The organism is Cellulomonas sp. P5_C6 (assembly GCF_054049635.1).
The window spans coordinates 1-16,337 of sequence record NZ_JBFULZ010000082.1 but is presented as its reverse complement, the minus strand read 5'-3'; the positions used below and the strand labels follow the sequence as shown (position 1 = coordinate 16,337).

At 73.2% G+C, this 16,337-nt stretch carries 13 protein-coding genes; 5 read left to right on the top strand and 8 right to left on the bottom strand.

Going from position 1 to position 16,337, the window contains the following annotated elements; translation table 11 throughout:
- The first annotated feature begins 78 nt into the window (after positions 1–78).
- The 3 genes from dxs (at position 79) to pflA (ending at position 5,190) form a co-directional block, all read left to right on the top strand.
- Positions 79–1,962, top strand: coding sequence for a 1-deoxy-D-xylulose-5-phosphate synthase (gene dxs / locus ACXJKG_RS11270; protein ID WP_456845852.1), 1,884 nt, complete (start codon positions 79–81; stop codon positions 1,960–1,962).
- Positions 1,963–2,044: 82 nt separating this feature from the next.
- Positions 2,045–4,318 carry a formate C-acetyltransferase gene (pflB, locus tag ACXJKG_RS11265; protein WP_456845851.1) on the top strand — a complete coding sequence of 758 codons (2,274 nt, stop codon included), beginning with the start codon at positions 2,045–2,047 and terminating at the stop codon, positions 4,316–4,318.
- A gap of 8 nt (positions 4,319–4,326) precedes the next feature.
- Entirely contained in the window at positions 4,327–5,190 is an 864-nt protein-coding gene (pflA, locus tag ACXJKG_RS11260) for a pyruvate formate-lyase-activating protein (protein WP_456845850.1), read from the top strand.
- A gap of 4 nt (positions 5,191–5,194) precedes the next feature.
- Here pflA and ACXJKG_RS11255 read toward each other — a convergent pair whose 3' ends face one another.
- The 5 genes from ACXJKG_RS11255 to ACXJKG_RS11235 form a co-directional block, all read right to left on the bottom strand.
- Entirely contained in the window at positions 5,195–7,309 is a 2,115-nt protein-coding gene (locus ACXJKG_RS11255; protein ID WP_456845849.1) for a 3-hydroxyacyl-CoA dehydrogenase NAD-binding domain-containing protein, read from the bottom strand.
- Entirely contained in the window at positions 7,306–8,550 is a 1,245-nt protein-coding gene (locus tag ACXJKG_RS11250) for a thiolase family protein (RefSeq protein WP_456845848.1), read from the bottom strand. The genes ACXJKG_RS11255 and ACXJKG_RS11250 overlap by 4 nt, the downstream gene beginning before the upstream one ends.
- 122 nt (positions 8,551–8,672) lie before the next feature.
- Entirely contained in the window at positions 8,673–9,968 is a 1,296-nt protein-coding gene (locus tag ACXJKG_RS11245; protein ID WP_456845847.1) for an HRDC domain-containing protein, read from the bottom strand.
- A gap of 95 nt (positions 9,969–10,063) precedes the next feature.
- Entirely contained in the window at positions 10,064–10,582 is a 519-nt protein-coding gene (locus ACXJKG_RS11240; protein ID WP_456845846.1) for a helix-turn-helix transcriptional regulator, read from the bottom strand.
- A 69-nt stretch (positions 10,583–10,651) separates the two neighbouring features.
- Complete coding sequence (locus ACXJKG_RS11235) at positions 10,652–11,236, bottom strand: DUF3000 domain-containing protein (RefSeq protein ID WP_456845845.1); 585 nt, start codon at positions 11,234–11,236, stop codon at positions 10,652–10,654.
- Between the two features lie 246 nt (positions 11,237–11,482).
- Between ACXJKG_RS11235 and gndA the strand changes: the two genes are divergently transcribed.
- On the top strand, positions 11,483–12,937 hold the full coding sequence (gene gndA / locus ACXJKG_RS11230) for an NADP-dependent phosphogluconate dehydrogenase (RefSeq protein WP_456845844.1): 1,455 nt from the start codon (positions 11,483–11,485) through the stop codon (positions 12,935–12,937).
- A complete protein-coding gene (locus ACXJKG_RS11225; RefSeq protein WP_456845843.1) occupies positions 12,934–14,169 on the top strand; it encodes a carboxylate--amine ligase in 1,236 nt (411 codons plus the stop codon). Before gndA ends, ACXJKG_RS11225 begins: the two co-directional genes overlap by 4 nt.
- Positions 14,170–14,216: 47 nt before the next feature.
- Here ACXJKG_RS11225 and ACXJKG_RS11220 read toward each other — a convergent pair whose 3' ends face one another.
- From ACXJKG_RS11220 to cobA, 3 genes are all read right to left on the bottom strand, one after another.
- Entirely contained in the window at positions 14,217–14,702 is a 486-nt protein-coding gene (locus ACXJKG_RS11220; RefSeq protein ID WP_456845842.1) for a hypothetical protein, read from the bottom strand.
- A complete protein-coding gene (locus tag ACXJKG_RS11215) occupies positions 14,699–15,493 on the bottom strand; it encodes a dihydrofolate reductase family protein (protein ID WP_456845841.1) in 795 nt (264 codons plus the stop codon). Before ACXJKG_RS11215 ends, ACXJKG_RS11220 begins: the two co-directional genes overlap by 4 nt.
- A gap of 10 nt (positions 15,494–15,503) precedes the next feature.
- The coding region (gene cobA, locus ACXJKG_RS11210; RefSeq protein WP_456845840.1) for a uroporphyrinogen-III C-methyltransferase at positions 15,504–16,337 on the bottom strand (834 nt) is incomplete at its 5' end.

Below are 16,337 nucleotides of genomic sequence, written 5' to 3'. Positions count from 1 at the left end.
GGCCTACAGTGTGGGCACAGCTTTCGGCGTCCGCACCGTGCGGCATCGTCGCCGCACACCGGAGGAGGTGGCACCACCATGGGTCAGCTCGACCACATCAGCTCCCCGGACGACGTGCGCCGGCTCACCTCGCGCCAGGCCGACGACCTCGCCGCCGAGATCCGCGCGTTCCTGGTCGACCAGGTCTCGCGCACCGGTGGGCACCTCGGTCCGAACCTCGGCGTCGTGGAGCTCACGATCGCGATGCACCGGGTCTTCGAGTCGCCGCTGGACACCATGGTGTTCGACACCGGCCACCAGGCCTACGTGCACAAGCTGCTCACGGGCCGCCGCGACTTCTCCCGGCTGCGCAGCAAGGGCGGCCTCTCGGGCTACCCCAGCCGCGCCGAGTCGGAGCACGACGTCGTCGAGAACTCGCACGCGTCGACGGCCCTGAGCTGGGCCGACGGGATCGCGAAGGCGAACCAGCTGCAGGGCCGCGCGGACCGGCACGTCGTCGCGGTGATCGGCGACGGCGCTCTGACGGGCGGCATGGCCTGGGAGGCGCTCAACAACATCGCCGCCGGCCAGGACCGCCGGCTCGTCGTCGTCGTGAACGACAACGGCCGCTCCTACGCGCCGACCATCGGCGGGCTCGCCCACCACCTCGACACCCTCCGCACCACCCGCGGCTACGAGAACGTGCTGTCGTGGGGCAAGCGGACTCTGCGGAAGTCGGGACCGCCGGGACGGATGACGTACGACGCGCTGCACGGCATGAAGCAGGGCCTCAAGGACGTGCTGGTCCCGCAGGGCATGTTCGAGGACCTCGGCATCAAGTACGTCGGCCCCGTCGACGGGCACGACGTGCAGGCGGTCGAGCGGGCGCTGCGCAACGCGAAGGCGTTCGGCGGTCCCGTGATCGTGCACGTCATCACCGAGAAGGGCCGCGGGTACGTCCCGGCCGAGCAGGACGTCGCGGACCGGTTCCACGCGGTCGGCAAGATCCACCCCGAGACCGGTCTGCCCGTGGCGCCGTCGCGGTTCGAGTGGACCAGCGTGTTCGCCGACGAGCTGCTGCGCATCGGACGCCGGCGCCCCGACGTCGTCGCCATCACGGCGGCGATGCTCCAGCCGGTCGGCCTGGCGCCGTTCGCCGCGGAGTTCCCCGAGCGCGTGTTCGACGTCGGCATCGCCGAGCAGCACGCCGCGACGTCGGCGGCCGGCATGGCGTTCGGCGGCCTGCACCCCGTCGTCGCCGTCTACGCGACGTTCCTCAACCGCGCCTTCGACCAGGTGCTCATGGACGTCGCGCTGCACAAGGCCGGCGTCACGTTCGTGCTCGACCGCGCGGGGCTGACCGGCTCCGACGGCGCGAGCCACAACGGCATGTGGGACATGGCCATGCTCGGCGTGGTGCCCGGCCTGCGGCTCGCGGCCCCGCGCGACGAGGAGACGCTGCGCGACGCCCTGCGCACCGCGGTCGACGTCGACGACGCCCCCACGGTCGTGCGCTACCCCAAGGGGGCGCTGGTCGACCCCGTGCCGGCCATCGACCACCTGGACGGCATCGACGTGCTCGCCCGGCACGACGGCCCCGTCGACGCGCCGCACGTGCTGGTCATCGGGTACGGCGCCATGGCACCGACCGCGCTCGAGACCGCCGAGCTGCTCGCCGCGCACGGCCTGCGGGTGACGGTCGTCGACCCGCGCTGGGTCATGCCGGTCTCGGGGGCGCTCACCAAGCTCGTCGGCGACCACGACCACGTGGTCACCATCGAGGACGGCGTCATCGACGGGGGCCTCGGCTCGCACCTCGCACAGCGGTCMCGCGAGGCCGGCATCGGGACCCCGGTGGAGGCGTTCGGCATCCCGCGGGCGTTCCTGGACCACGCGACCCGCGAGCAGCTGGTGACCGAGCTGAGGCTGCGCCCGGCGGACATCGCGCGCGACACGCTGGCCGCCCTGGGACGAACGACCTGACCACAGCGAGGTCTTAGGTCCCGTGCTTCTGGCCCCCGGACTTCGTAGCGTGGAGACATCGACTACGTCGGAGGAGCACGAGATGTCCACCAGCACACTGTCCGCGAACCAGCGCCACGAGTCGTCCTCGAACCCGGCCTGGTACGGCTTCGCCACCGGACCGTGGACGGACCGGATCGACGTGCGGGACTTCATCCAGCGCAACTACACGCCGTACACCGGTGACGCGGAGTTCCTCGCCGGCCCGACGGACCGCACGACGGCCCTCTGGGCGCGGCTGACCGCGATGTTCCCGGCGGAGCGCGCGCGCGGCGTCTACGACATCGACCCGCACACGCCCTCGTCGATCACCTCGCACGAGCCGGGCTACATCGACCGCCACCACGAGCTGATCGTGGGCCTGCAGACCGACGCGCCGCTCAAGCGCGCGATCATGCCCAACGGCGGCTACCGCATGGTCGAGAAGGCGCTGGAGACCTACGGGGTCGCGCCCGACCCGATCGTCGGCGAGATCTTCACCAAGTACCRCAAGACCCACAACGACGGCGTGTTCGACGTCTACCCGCCGGCCGTGCGCGCGGCACGTTCCGCGCACCTCATCACGGGCCTGCCGGACGCCTACGGCCGCGGCCGGATCATCGGCGACTACCGTCGCGTCCCGCTGTACGGGGTCGACGCGCTCATCGCCGCCAAGCGCGAGGACCGCGCCGACCTGGACCGCGGGCGCTCGTCCGAGGGCATCATCCGGGACCGCGAGGAGAACGCCGAGCAGATCCGCGCCCTGCAGGAGCTCAAGGTCATGGCCGCGTCCTACGGCTACGACATCTCGGGTCCTGCGGTGACGGCGCGCGAGGCCGTGCAGTGGCTCTACTTCGCCTACCTGGGCGCGGTGAAGGAGCAGAACGGCGCGGCGATGWCGCTGGGCCGGACCTCGACCTTCCTCGACGTCTACCTGCAGCGGGACATCGCCGCCGGGTGCCTGACGGAGGAGGGTGCGCAGGAGCTGATCGACGACATGGTCATCAAGCTGCGCATCGTGCGGTTCCTGCGCACGCCCGAGTACGACGAGCTGTTCTCCGGCGACCCGACGTGGGTCACCGAGGCCATCGGCGGGATGGGCCAGGACGGCCGCCCGCTGGTCACCCGGACCTCGTTCCGGTACCTGCAGACGCTCTACAACCTGGGCCCGGCTCCCGAGCCGAACCTGACCGTGTTCTGGAGCGACCGCCTTCCGGTCGGGTTCAAGCGCTTCTGCACGCAGGTCTCCGTCGACACCTCCGCGCTGCAGTACGAGTCCGACGACCTCATCCGTGAGTCGTGGGGCGACGACGCCGCGATCGCCTGCTGCGTCTCGCCGATGCGGGTGGGCAAGCAGATGCAGTTCTTCGGCGCGCGGGTCAACCTGGCCAAGGCGCTGCTCTACGCCATCAACGGCGGGCGCGACGAGCTGACCGGCAAGCAGGTGGCCCCTCCGGCCGCCGCCGTGGTCGGCGACGTGCTCGACTACGACGACGTCGTCGCCAAGCTGGACGGCACGCTGGACTGGCTGGCCGAGACGTACGTCGACGCGCTCAACTGCGTGCACTTCATGCACGACAAGTACGCGTACGAGCGCCTCGAGATGGCCCTGCACGACCGCGAGGTGCTGCGGACCATGGCCTGCGGGATCGCCGGCCTCTCCGTGGTCGCCGACTCGCTCTCGGCCATCCGCTACGCGCAGGTCCACCCCGTGCGCACCGTCGACGGGCTGGTCACCGACTACGTGGTGGACGGCGACTACCCGGCCTACGGCAACGACGACGACCGCGCCGACGACATCGCCGTGTGGCTGGTGCAGACGTTCATGACCAAGCTGCGCCAGACGCCCACCTACCGCGACGCCGTGCACACGCAGTCCGTGCTGACGATCACGTCCAACGTGGTCTACGGGAAGTCGACGGGCTCGACGCCCGACGGTCGACGCGCCGGCCAGCCCTTCGCGCCCGGCGCCAACCCGATGAACGGACGCGACGCGCACGGCATGCTGGCGTCCGCGCTCTCCGTGGCGAAGCTGCCGTACGCCGACGCGATGGACGGGATCTCGCTCACGTCGTCCGTCGTCCCGACGGGCCTCGGCCGCACCCGCGACGAGCAGGTGACCAACCTGGTCGGCCTCCTCGACGCGTACATGATGTCCTCGGGCTACCACCTGAACATCAACGTGCTGAACCGCGAGACGCTCGAGGACGCCATGGAGCACCCCGAGCTGTACCCGCAGCTGACCATCCGGGTGTCCGGGTACGCGGTCAACTTCGTGCGGCTCACGCGCGAGCAGCAGCTCGACGTGCTGTCGCGCACCTTCCACGGCTCCGTGTGAGTGCGACGATGACCACCCAGGTGCACGAGCCGGCGCCGCTGCCGGCCGTGCACCTGGGCATGCCCCGGTCCCGGCGCGGCACCGAGGGGCTCTCCACGGTCGAGCTCGACCACGCGGCACGCGTGAAGGCGCTGCGGTCCGGCGAGCTCGGGTCGGTGCACTCGTGGGAGCTGGTGACGGCCGTCGACGGTCCCGGCACCCGTCTCACGGTGTTCCTGGCCGGCTGCCCGCTGCGCTGCCTGTACTGCCACAACCCCGACACCATGCAGATGCGGCGGGGGACGGACGTGACGGCCGACGAGATCCTCGCCCGCGTGAAGCGCTACCGCGGGGTGTTCGCGGCGACGGGCGGCGGCCTGACGATCTCGGGCGGCGAGCCCCTGATGCAGCCCGCCTTCGTGGCGCGCCTGCTCCGCGGCGCCCGTGCGATGGGCGTGCCGACGGCGCTGGACACGTCCGGGTTCCTGGGCGCGCACTGCACGGACGAGATGCTCGACGACGTCGACCTGGTGCTGCTCGACATCAAGTCCGGCCTGCCCGAGACCTACCGGCAGGTGACCGGTCGTGCGCTGCAGCCCACGCTCGACTTCGCCGCCCGACTGCGGGACCGTGGCGTCCGGATCTGGGTCCGCTTCGTGCTGGTCCCGGGCCTGACCGACGCGCCCGAGAACGTCGAGGCGGTCGCGGGTCACATCGAGGCGATCCGCGACGTGGTCGACCGGGTCGAGGTGCTGCCCTTCCACCAGATGGGTCGGGACAAGTGGGAGGAGCTCGGGATGCGGTACGAGCTGGAGACGACGCAGCCCCCGACCCCGGAGCTCGTCGAGCGCGTGCGCGCGACGTTCCGGGACCGAGGGCTGAGCGTCTACTGAGCTCCTAGACGGCGGGCACGTTCGCGACGCCGTCCGGCAGGATGCGCCGACCGAGCACGCGCTCGGAGTAGCCGGTGCGGTCCAGGTACGGCGTCAGCCCACCGAGGTGGAAGCCCCAGCCGGCGCCGAGGATCATGCAGAGGTCGATCTGCTGCGGGGTGGCGACGACGCCCTCCTCGAGCATGTGCCCGACCTCGACGGTCAGGGCCGACAGGACGCTGTCGAGCACGCCGGCCTCGTCGAGCGGGGTGCCGCCGGTACCCGAGGCGTCGAACACGGTCTGGATGGCGGGGTCGACCGGCTTGGGCAGACCCTTGGCCTTCGCGGGCAGGACCACGGTGGTGCCGTCGGCGACGAGCTTCTCCAGGCCGGCGGAGCGCGGGAACCGGTCGCCCAGCTCCTCGCGCAGCGACGTGAGCACGTGCAGGCCCACGGCGGGTCCGACCAGGTCGAACAGCTCGAACGGCGGCATCGGCAGGCCGAGGGGCCGCAGCGCGCGGTCCGCGACCTCGACCGGCGTGCCCTTCTCGACGGCGTCGACGATCACGCCGAGCAGCAGGACGAGCAGCCGGTTGACGACGAAGCCCGGGCGGTCCGCCACCAGGACGGCCGTCTTGCGCAGCTTGGCGGCGACGGCGAACCCGGTCGCCAGCGCCTCGAGCGACGTGTGCTCGGCCTGCACGACCTCGACCAGCGGCATCGCGGCCACGGGGTTGAAGAAGTGCAGACCGACGACGCGCTCGGGGTGCTGCAGGTCGGCGGCCATGGCGCTCACGCTCAGCGCGGACGTGTTGGTCGCCAGGATCGCCGTCGGGGCGATGACCGTCTCCAGCTCGGCGAAGACCTTCTTCTTGAGGTCGAGGATCTCGGTGACGGCCTCGATGACCAGGTCGCACGACGCGAACTCGGCCAGGTCCGTCGTGCCGTGGATCGACCCGATCAGGCGGGAGGCGGCGGACTCGCTCATCCGGCCCGTCGACGTGAGGCGCTCGACCGAGGACCGGACCGCGGCCAGGCCCTTGTCGACGCGCTCCTGGTCGAGGTCCCGCATGACCACCGGCACGCCGAGGCGCTGCGCGAACAGCATCGCGATCTGCGCGGCCATGAGGCCGGCGCCGACGATGCCGACGCGCGTGACCGGCTGCGCGAGGCCGCGGTCGGGCGCGCCGACCGGCTTCTTGCCGCCGGAGACCAGCCCGAAGGCGTAGACGGACGCGCGCATCTCGTCGCTCATGATGAGGTCGGCGAGCGCGTCGTCCTCCGCCTCGAACGCCTCGGCGCGGGTCGCCGTGCGGGCTGCCGCGACCAGGTCGAGCGCGCGGTACGGCGCCGGGCGCGAGCGGTTGATCACCGCGTCGAGCCGCTGGCGCGCGGCGGCGACGACGCCGTCCCAGACCTCGGCGGAGTCGAGCTCGCGGCGCTCGACGACGACCTCGCCGGTCACCACGCGCGCGGCCCAGCGGATCGACTCCTCGAGGAAGTCGGCCGGGTCGAGCACGACGTCCATGAGGCCGATCTGCGCGGCCTCCTTGGCGGCGAACGGCTTGTTGGCCGCCGGGCGCGTGAGGATGACGTCGAGAGCCTTCTCGACCCCGACGAGCCGCGGCACGATGTACGCGCCGCCCCAGCCGGGGACCAGGCCGAGGCCGGTCTCGGGCAGCGCGAGCGCGCGGACGTCGGACGCGACGGTGCGGTAGTCGCAGTTCAGCGCCAGCTCGAGGCCGCCACCGAGGGCGACGCCGTTGACGAACGCGAACGTCGGGACGCCCATGGTGTGCAGCAGCTCGTAGGCCGCGTGACCGCCCTGCCCGAGCCCGAGCGCGGTCTCGCGCCCCGGGATGGTGCCGATCTGCGTGAGGTCGGCGCCGGCGGCCAGGTAGTACGGCTTGCCGGTGACGGCGACGGCGACGATCTCGCCCGCCGCGACACGTGCCTGCACGGCGGTGAGCGTCGCGGCCAGCTCGGYGATGCCCTGGGCGCCGAACGTGGTCGGCTTGGTGTGGTCCAGGCCGTTGTCGATGGTGACGAGCGCCAGCGTGCCGGCGCCGCCGGGCAGGGTGACGTCGCGGGCGATCGCGTGGCTGACGCGCTCGGGGCGCGGGTCCGTGGTCGTGCTCACTTGGCGTCCCCCTCGAAGGGCTCGTAGTCGGCGTGGTGCGGGTTCTCCCAGATGACGGTCCCGCCCTGGCCCAGTCCCACGCACATGGTGGTCAGGCCGTAGCGGACGTCCGGGTTCTCCTCGAACTGTCGGGCCAGCTGCGTCATCAGGCGCACGCCCGACGAGGCCAGCGGGTGGCCCACGGCGATCGCGCCGCCGTACTGGTTGACGCGCGGGTCGTCGTCGGCGATGCCGAAGGCGTCGAGGAAGGCGAGCACCTGGACGGCGAACGCCTCGTTGATCTCGAACAGGCCGATGTCCTCGATCGACAGGCCGGCGCGGTCAAGGGCCTTGACCGTGGCCGGGACCGGGCCGATGCCCATGATCTCGGGCTCCACGCCGGCGTACGCGAACGAGACCATGCGCATCCGGGCGGGCAGGCCCAGCTCGGCGGCGGTGTCCTCGGCGGCGAGCAGGCACGAGGCGGCGCCGTCGGTGAGCGGGGCGGCGGTACCGGCGGTCACGCGCCCGCCCGCGCGGAACGGCGTCGACAGCTTCTGGATGGCCTCGACGGTCGTGCCGGGGCGCGGCGGCTCGTCGGCCGTGGCCAGTCCCCAGCCGTTCTCGGGGTCGCGCAGCGCGACGGGGACGAGGTCGGGCTCGATCTTGCCGGCGGCCAGCGCCGCGGCGTACTTGTCCTGGCTGGCGACGCCGTACGCGTCGGTCCGCTCGCGCGTGAGGGCCGGGAACTTGTCGTGCAGGTTCTCGGCGGTGATGCCCATGTTGAGGGCGTCGTTCGCGACCAGGCGCTCGGACAGGAAGCGCGGGTTCGGGTCCGCGTCGAAGCCCATCGGGTGGTGGCCCATGTGCTCGACGCCACCGGCGAGCGCGACGTCCTGCGCGCCCACGCCGATCGCGGCGGCCGTGTTGGTGACGGCGGTCATCGCGCCGGCGCACATGCGGTCGATCGCGTACCCGGGGACGGAGCGGGGCAGGCCCGCCAGCACGCCGACGGTGCGGCCGAGCGTCAGGCCCTGGTCGCCCTGCTGCGTGGTCGCGGCGATGGCGACCTCGTCGATGCGCTCGGGCGGCAGCTCGGGGTGGCGGCGCAGGAGCTCGCGGACGGTCTTGACCGACAGGTCGTCGGCACGGGTGTGGGCGTACAACCCGTCCTTGCGCGCGCGGCCGAACGGGGTGCGGACCCCGTCGACGAAGACGACGCGGCGGACGAGCGACGCGGGACGGGCTGATGCGGTGGGCATCGATCCTCCAGGCGGGACGGCAGTGTCCGACAGGCTCCGCGAGAGCGGGCCCGCGACGGCCGACGCTACCGGGGTGGTCCCGGTCGTGCCAGCCGTAAGTTACCGAAGAGTAACACCGGCGTTCAGTCGCCGGGCAGAGCCTCGAACGCGTCGGCGAGCCGCTGCGCGACGAGCTCGATCTGCCACGGCCGCGCGCCCCCGGCCCGCAGGAACTCCCCGATCCCGTCGGCGTCGAGCGTCTCGGGTGGGGTCCAGCACAGCCGCCGGAGCAGGTCGGGCTGCAGGAGGTTCTCGGCGGGCACGTCGTGCGTGCTCGACAGGTCCGTGACCACCTCGCGGGCGGCCACGAGCCGGGCGGCGGCCGCGGGGTCCTTCTCCGCCCACGCGCGGGGCGGCGGCGGGGCGTCGCTCTTGGGCCCGCGGACGGACGGGAGCTGGTCGTCCGGCGTGGCCAGGCCGCGGTCGACGGCTTGCTGCCAGAGCGCGGCGCGGCGGCGGGTGCCCTTGCCGGCGAAGGCGGGCAGCGCGGTGAGTGCGGGGACCGACCGGGGGAGCGCCTGGGCCGCCGCGACGATCGCGTGGTCGGGCAGGACGCGGCCGGGCGAGATGTCGCGGGTCCGGGCGTTCTGGTCCCGGGTGAGCCAGAGCTCGCGGACCACGGCGAGCCGGCGGGCGTCGCGGATGGCGTGCAGCCCCGACACCCGGCGCCACGGCTCGACCCGGGCCGCCGGTGGGGGAGCCGTGCGGACCGCCTCGAACTCCTGAGCAGCCCACTCGGCCTTGCCGGCGACCGCCAGCCGCTCGGCCAGCACCTCGCGCAGCTCGACCAGCACCTCGACGTCGAGCGCCGCGTACCGGAGCCACTCGGTGGGCAGCGGGCGGGTGGACCAGTCGACCGCCGAGTGCTCCTTGGCCAGTCCGAGGCCGAGCGCGTCCGCCACGACGGCGGCCAGCCCGACCCGCTCGAGGCCCAGCAGCCGGGCGCCCAGCTCGGTGTCGAAGACGCGGCTGGGCCGCATCCCCTGCTCGGCCAGCCCGGGCAGGTCCTGCGACGCGGCGTGCAGCACCCACTCGACGCCGACCAGGGCGTCGGACAACGAGGAGAGGTCGGGGACGGCGATGGGGTCGATGAGCGCGGTGCCCGCACCCTCGCGCCGGATCTGGACCAGGTAGGTGCGCTGCCCGTAGCGGTAGCCGGACGCCCGCTCGGCGTCCACGGCGACCGGTCCGGTGCCGGCGCCGAACGCCGCGACGACCGCCGCGAGGGCCTCGGGCGTCTCGACGACGGGCGGGATGCCCTCGGCCGGCTCGGTCAGCATGACGACCTCGGGGGCGGCCTCGACCGTCGGGTCGGGCTCGGGGGTCCCGGGAGGCTCGGATGCCCCGGCCAGGGCGCCGGGGGTCGCCTCAGGTCGCATGTGGTCAACGGTAAGCGACGACGCGGACGCATCTGTGCAGGCCGCGCGGGTGGCGCGCAGTTCGGCTCAGGCTTCGGACGGGTGCCCGGCCCGGCTCAGGACAGGACGCCGCCGCGGATCGAGATGGCGACCAGCTCGGCGCGGTCGCCCGTGCCCAGCTTGCGCGAGATGCGGGCGAGGTGGCTCTTGACGGTGAGCGCGGACAGGCCGAGCTCCTCGCCGATGAGCCGGTTGGTCCGGCCGTCGGCGACCAGGCGCAGGACGCTGATCTCCCGGGCGGTGAGGTCCGGCAGCGGAGGCGKGGGAGCGGCGGCGACGACCGCACGCGGCAGGCTGGGTGCCGTGGCTCCGGCGACGACGCCGCGCAGCCCGCCCTGCAGGAGGACGGCGAGCTCGGGGCGGCTGGCGCGGCGGGTGAGCACGACGACGCGCGGCGCACCGCGGCGACGCAGGTTGCGGACCAGGGGAGCGCCGTCGCCGTCGGCCACCTCGGTCACGACGACGCACATCTGCTGGGTCGACGGAGGTGCGGTGGTGCGCGAGCTGGGCACGGCGGGCCTGAGCTCGGGCCTCCGGGCCGGGGCCAGGTCTCGTCGCAGGGGCTCGATGGTCACGTGCCAGTCATCGGCACCGAGGCCTCGGGACTTGAGGTCGACGGCCTGACGCAGCCTGGCGAGCTGCGCTCAGCGCCTCGGGCCGAGGGCGACGACGCCGTCGGGCAGCGGCTCGAGACCCGCCGCGGTGCACAGCAGCGTGCCCCAGGCCTGCAGGTGGGGGCCCAGATCCTCGTCGGCCGCGGTCCAGGACGCACGGATCTCGAGCTCGGTCTGCTCCGAGCGGCGCTCGAGGGCGCCGAAGCTCTGCGACAGCACCCGCGTGACGGTCCCGCCGGCCGCGTGGGCGTCCAGCCCGGACTCCTCGAGCGCGTCGGTGAACCACGTCCACGCCACCTCGGCGAGCATCGGRTCSGCGCCSACCTCGGCCTCCAGGGTGGCGCGCACGAGCGTCACCAGGCGGAAGTGGCCGTCCCAGGCCTCCTGGCCCGCGGGGTCGAAGAGGACGACGAACCGGCCGGAGGCCAGCTCCTCGGCCGCGACCGACCGGCGTGCCGTGCGCACCTCGGYGGTGAGGGCGGCCGAGAACGGGGCGATSCGTGCGGGGCCGGGCACCTCGTCGAGGATCACCTCGGGGCGGACCGTCACCTTGCGCAGCGAGCGCAGCGCGCTGACGAACTCGACTGGGACGTCCTCTGGACCCGCGGGTGTCACGTGGTGGAGCGTACGCACGGCGTGCCCTGAACGGGTGYCCGGCACGCCGCCGCCCGTGCACGCTCGGACCGCGTCTCGATGTCCGGCCCGCCGCTCCCGTCTCCGTCGCACCGGACTAGGCTGACGCGCGCACCCAGCACCCCCGGACGTCGCCCCACCCGACCTGCGCCTGCACGTGCCCCGCACCTGCACCGCGCCGTCGTGGTCGCGGCCCGTGCCGGCCGTCGATCGAAGGAGCTCTCCCGCATGGTCGCCTCAGGAACTGCCACCGGAACCGCGCAGATCGGCGTCACGGGGTTGGCGGTGATGGGCCGCAACCTCGCCCGCAACTTCGCGCGCAACGGCTACACGGTGGCCATCCACAACCGGTCGTACGCCAAGACCGAGTCGCTGGTGGCGGACCACGGCGACGAGGGCGCCTTCGTCCCCTCCGAGTCCGTCGAGGACTTCGTCGCGTCCCTGGCCCGGCCCCGCAAGATCGTCGTCATGGTGAAGGCCGGCGGCCCCACCGACGCGGTCATCGACGAGCTGGTGCCGTTCCTCGAGGAGGGCGACATCGTCGTCGACGCCGGCAACGCGCACTTCCCGGACACGATCCGTCGGGAGGCCGCGCTGCGCGAGAAGGGGCTGCACTTCGTCGGGTCCGGCGTCTCGGGCGGCGAGGAGGGCGCCCTGCTGGGCCCGTCGATCATGCCCGGCGGCACCAAGGAGTCGTACGAGTCGCTCGGCCCGATCCTCGAGAAGATCTCGGCCAAGGTCGACGGGGTGCCGTGCTGCACGTACATCGGCCCCGACGGCGCCGGGCACTTCGTCAAGATGGTGCACAACGGCATCGAGTACGCGGACATGCAGCTCATCGCCGAGGCGTACGACCTCCTGCGCCAGGGGCTGGGTGCCTCGGCCGCGGAGATCGGCCAGATCTTCGCCGAGTGGAACACCGGCGACCTCGAGTCGTTCCTCATCGAGATCACCGCGGACGTCCTGCAGCACGTCGACGCCGAGACGGGGTCGGCGTTCGTCGACATCGTGCTCGACCAGGCGGAGCAGAAGGGCACGGGCCGCTGGACCGTGCAGAACGCCCTCGACCTCGGTGTGCCGATCACGGGCATCGCGGAGGCGACGTTCGAGCGCGCCCTGTCCGGCTCGGTCCCGCAGCGGACGGCCGCGCTGGGCGTGCTCCCCGCACACACCACCCCGTGGGAGGTCACCGACCGCGACGCCTTCATCGAGGACGTCCGGCTCGCGTTGTACGCCTCCAAGGTGGTCGCGTACTCGCAGGGCTTCGACCAGATCGCCGCCGCGAGCGCCGAGTTCGGCTGGGACATCGACCGGGGCGCCATGGCCCGCATCTGGCGCGGCGGCTGCATCATCCGCGCGCGCTTCCTCAACCGCATCACCGAGGCGTACGAGCGCGACGCGCACCTGCCGCTGCTGCTGGCCGACGAGTACTTCACGGGCGCGGTCGGCAACGGCGTCGAGTCCTGGCGCCGGATCGTCTCGGGGGCCGCGCTGCACGGCGTGCCCACGCCGGCGTTCTCGTCGTCGCTGTCGTACTACGACGGCGTCCGTGCGGAGCGGCTGCCCGCGGCCCTGATCCAGGCGCAGCGCGACTTCTTCGGCGCGCACACGTACCGCCGCACCGACAAGGACGGCACGTTCCACACGCTGTGGTCGGGCGACCGCACCGAGCAGACCGCGTGAGCACAACCGCCCTGCAGCCCGTCATCCTCGGCGCCGACATCGGCGTGTACGCCTTGGCCCGCTCGTTCCACGAGGCCTACGGCGTCACGTCGGTGGTCGTCGCCGGGGCGGCGCTCGGTCCCGTGGCGCACTCGAAGATCGTGCGGCACGAGATCGTCGCCGACGGCCACGACGCCCGCCAGCTGGTGGACCGGCTGGTCACCGTCGCGCAGGGGATGCCCGACAAGCGCCTGCTGCTCATGRCGAACTCGGACTGGCTGGTCCGGGTCGTCGTGCAGCACCGCGCGCTCCTCGAGCAGTACTACGTGGTCCCGTTCCTGTCGGAGCACCTGCTCGACCGGATCTCCGACAAGGCGACGTTCGCGGAGATCTGCACGGACCTCGGCATCTCGGTCCCGCGGACGATCGTGCAGGAGTTCTCCGGCGGCTCGTCGTGGGAGGCCGCCCCGGTCGACCTCGAGTACCCGCTGATCGCGAAGGCGGCCAGCAGCGCCGACTACCAGGACGTCGAGTTCGAGGGCAAGAAGAAGGTCTTCGAGATCGCGACGCCCGAGGAGCTGGCGCAGCTCTGGGAGTCGCTGCGCGGTGCCGGGTTCCACGGGCGGTTCGTCGTCCAGGAGCTGGTGCCCGGCGACGACACGCAGATGCGCTCGATCACCGCGTACGTGGACTCGAAAGGGGCGATCACCCTGCTCTGCTCGGCGCACGTGCTGCTCGAGGAGCACACGCCGTCCGGGCTGGGTAACCCCGCGGCCATGATCACCACGCGCGACGACGCGATGCTGGACCAGGCGCGGACGCTCCTGTCCGCGACCGGGTACCGCGGGTTCGCCAACTTCGACGTCAAGGTGGACCCGCGCACCGGGGCGTTCCGGTTCTTCGAGGTCAACCCGCGGATCGGGCGCAACAACTACTACGTCACCGCCGCGGGGGCCAACCCGATGCGGTTCGTGGTCGAGGACGCGGTCGAGGGTCGGTCGGTGCCGCCGGTCGTCGTCGACAGGGAGATCCTCTACTCGGTCGTGCCGCACCGGCTGCTGCTGAGGTACGTGCGGGACCCGGAGCTCGCCGCATGGGTCCGTCGCCTGGTGAAGGCCAAGGCGGTGGCGCGGCCGCTCGAGTACCGCGTGGACCTGTCGCTGCGCCGGCGGCTGTACGTCTGGATGGCGCTGCTGAACCAGGTGCGCAAGTTCCGCCGGTGGTACCCGGAGGTCACGTCGACCGGGTTCTAGGACACGGCGAAGGGCGGCACCCCGCGGGTGCCGCCCTTCGTCGTCCGTCAGCCGATCTCGCTGGTGCCCGAGTACAGGTGGAGCACGGGGACCTGGAGCTCCTCGCGCGCCCGGGAGGCCCAGTCGCGGTGGAACGTGTCCTCGACGGCGTGCGGGTAGGTCACCACGGCGACCTCGACCACGTCGCCGTCGGCGACCGCAGCCTTGAGCGCGGGCAGCGGGTCGTCGTCGACGACGGAGCCGGTGGCCTCGCGGCCGGCGGCGACGAACGCGGCGACGCTGCCGGCCAGCTGCTCGTCGGCCGTCGCCTTCGCCTCGGGTGTGGACGGCTCCTTGCCCAGCGCGCGGTGCCAGGCCTCCTTGAGCTCGCCGAGGCTGAGGTTGTCGATGATCGTGGAGACGAGCGGTCGGTCCGTGTCCGCCGGGACGAGCACGCGGTACGCGTACGTCTCGCCCTCGTGCAGGGCGAGCAGCTTCTCGACGTCGGCGCTGGCGAGGGTGTCCTCCGTGAGGACGATGATCGTGTCGGTCACGCGCCGAGCCTAGCCACCCGCCACCGTCCCAGCAGCACGCCGTCCGCGTGGAGCAGGTGCAGCGGCGTCAGCGCGCGCGGCGGCTCGAACCAGGTGGGCAGGTGCGTGATGCGCCCCGCGGGTCCGCCCACCAGCTGCGGGCTCCAGGTCAGGCAGAGCTCGTCGAGCAGGTCGGCGTCGAGCAGCTGGGCCAGGAGGGTCGGGCCGCCCTCGGCGAGGACGCGCACGAGACCGCGGTCGGCCAGGGCCGCGACGACGGCGCGGGGGTCGACGGCACCCGGGATCCCACTGTCGGCCACGACGACGTGGTCGGCGCCGATCCGCTCCCGCAGCGCGCCCAGCGACGGGTTGGTGCCGGTGGTGAGCACGATCGGCGGGCGCTCGGAGTCGAGCAGCTCGACGGGGAGCTCGCCCGAGGCGGTGACCACAGCGAGCTCGAGGGTCTCCGGCAGGCCGAGGGCGGCCCGGGCCTCCCGCAGCTCCTCGGGGACGTCCAGGGCGGTGTAGCGCTCGCCCCGGGCCGTACCGGCGCCGATGAGCACGACGTCCGCGAGGGCGCGCAGCACGCGGAACACCCGGAGGTCGGCGGGGCCGTTGATGGAGCCGCTCACGTGGTTCGCGCCCGTGGCCGCCCCGTCGAGCGTGGTGACCATGTTGGCCCGCACGTGGACGCCCGCGGCGGGAACGTCGGCGAAGAGGGCGAGCAGCTCGGCCTCGTCGGCGCGCGGAACCAGGTGCCGGACGGTCGCGTCGAGGGGGAGCAGGACGTCGAGCGCGGGGAGGTCGGGCACGACTGCCAACCTAGGACAGGACGTCCGCCAGCGCCGCGACGTCGCCGATCACCACGACGGCCGGGTTGCCGACGCCGCGCTCGCGGGCGAGGTCCGCGATGTCCGCCAGCGTGCCGACGGTGGTCCGCTGCGACGGCAGGGTCCCGTTCTCGACGATCGCGACGGGCGTGCCCGGGTCCTTGCCGTGCGCGAGCAGCGCGCGGGTGTGGCCGGGCAGCTGCGCCACGCCCATGAGCAGCACCAGGGTGCCCTCGAGGCGGGCGAGCGTGGGCCAGTCGGGCGCGGTGTCGTGTGCCGACAGGATGGTCAGCTGGCGCGCGAGGCCGCGGTGCGTGACAGGGATGCCGGCGGCGGCGGGCACCGCGAGCGCGCTGGTCACGCCGGGGACGACGTCGACCTGGACCCCGGCCTCGAGGCACGCGAGCACCTCCTCGCCGCCGCGGCCGAGCACGAACGGGTCGCCGCCCTTGAGCCGGACCACSCGGTGWCCGGCSCGGGCGCGCTCGACGAGCACCGCGTTGATCTCGGTCTGCGTGAGGGTGTGCGCGTGCGGGGACTTGCCGGCCTCGATGATCTCGACCGCGGGGTCGAGCTCGGCCAGCAGGGCGCGGGGGGCCAGCCGGTCGACCACCACGACGTCGGCCTCGGCGAGGGCACGCCGGCCGCGGGTCGTGATGAGCCCGGGGTCGCCGGGTCCGCCGCCGACGAGGGTCACGCGGCCCGTCGAGGGCCGGTGGTGGCGCAGGGGCAGACCGCCGGTGTCGAGCAGGAGCGCGATCGCGGACCGCAGCGCGGCGGCCCGGCGCGGGTCCCCGCCGGCGCCGACGGCCACCGTGACGTCGCC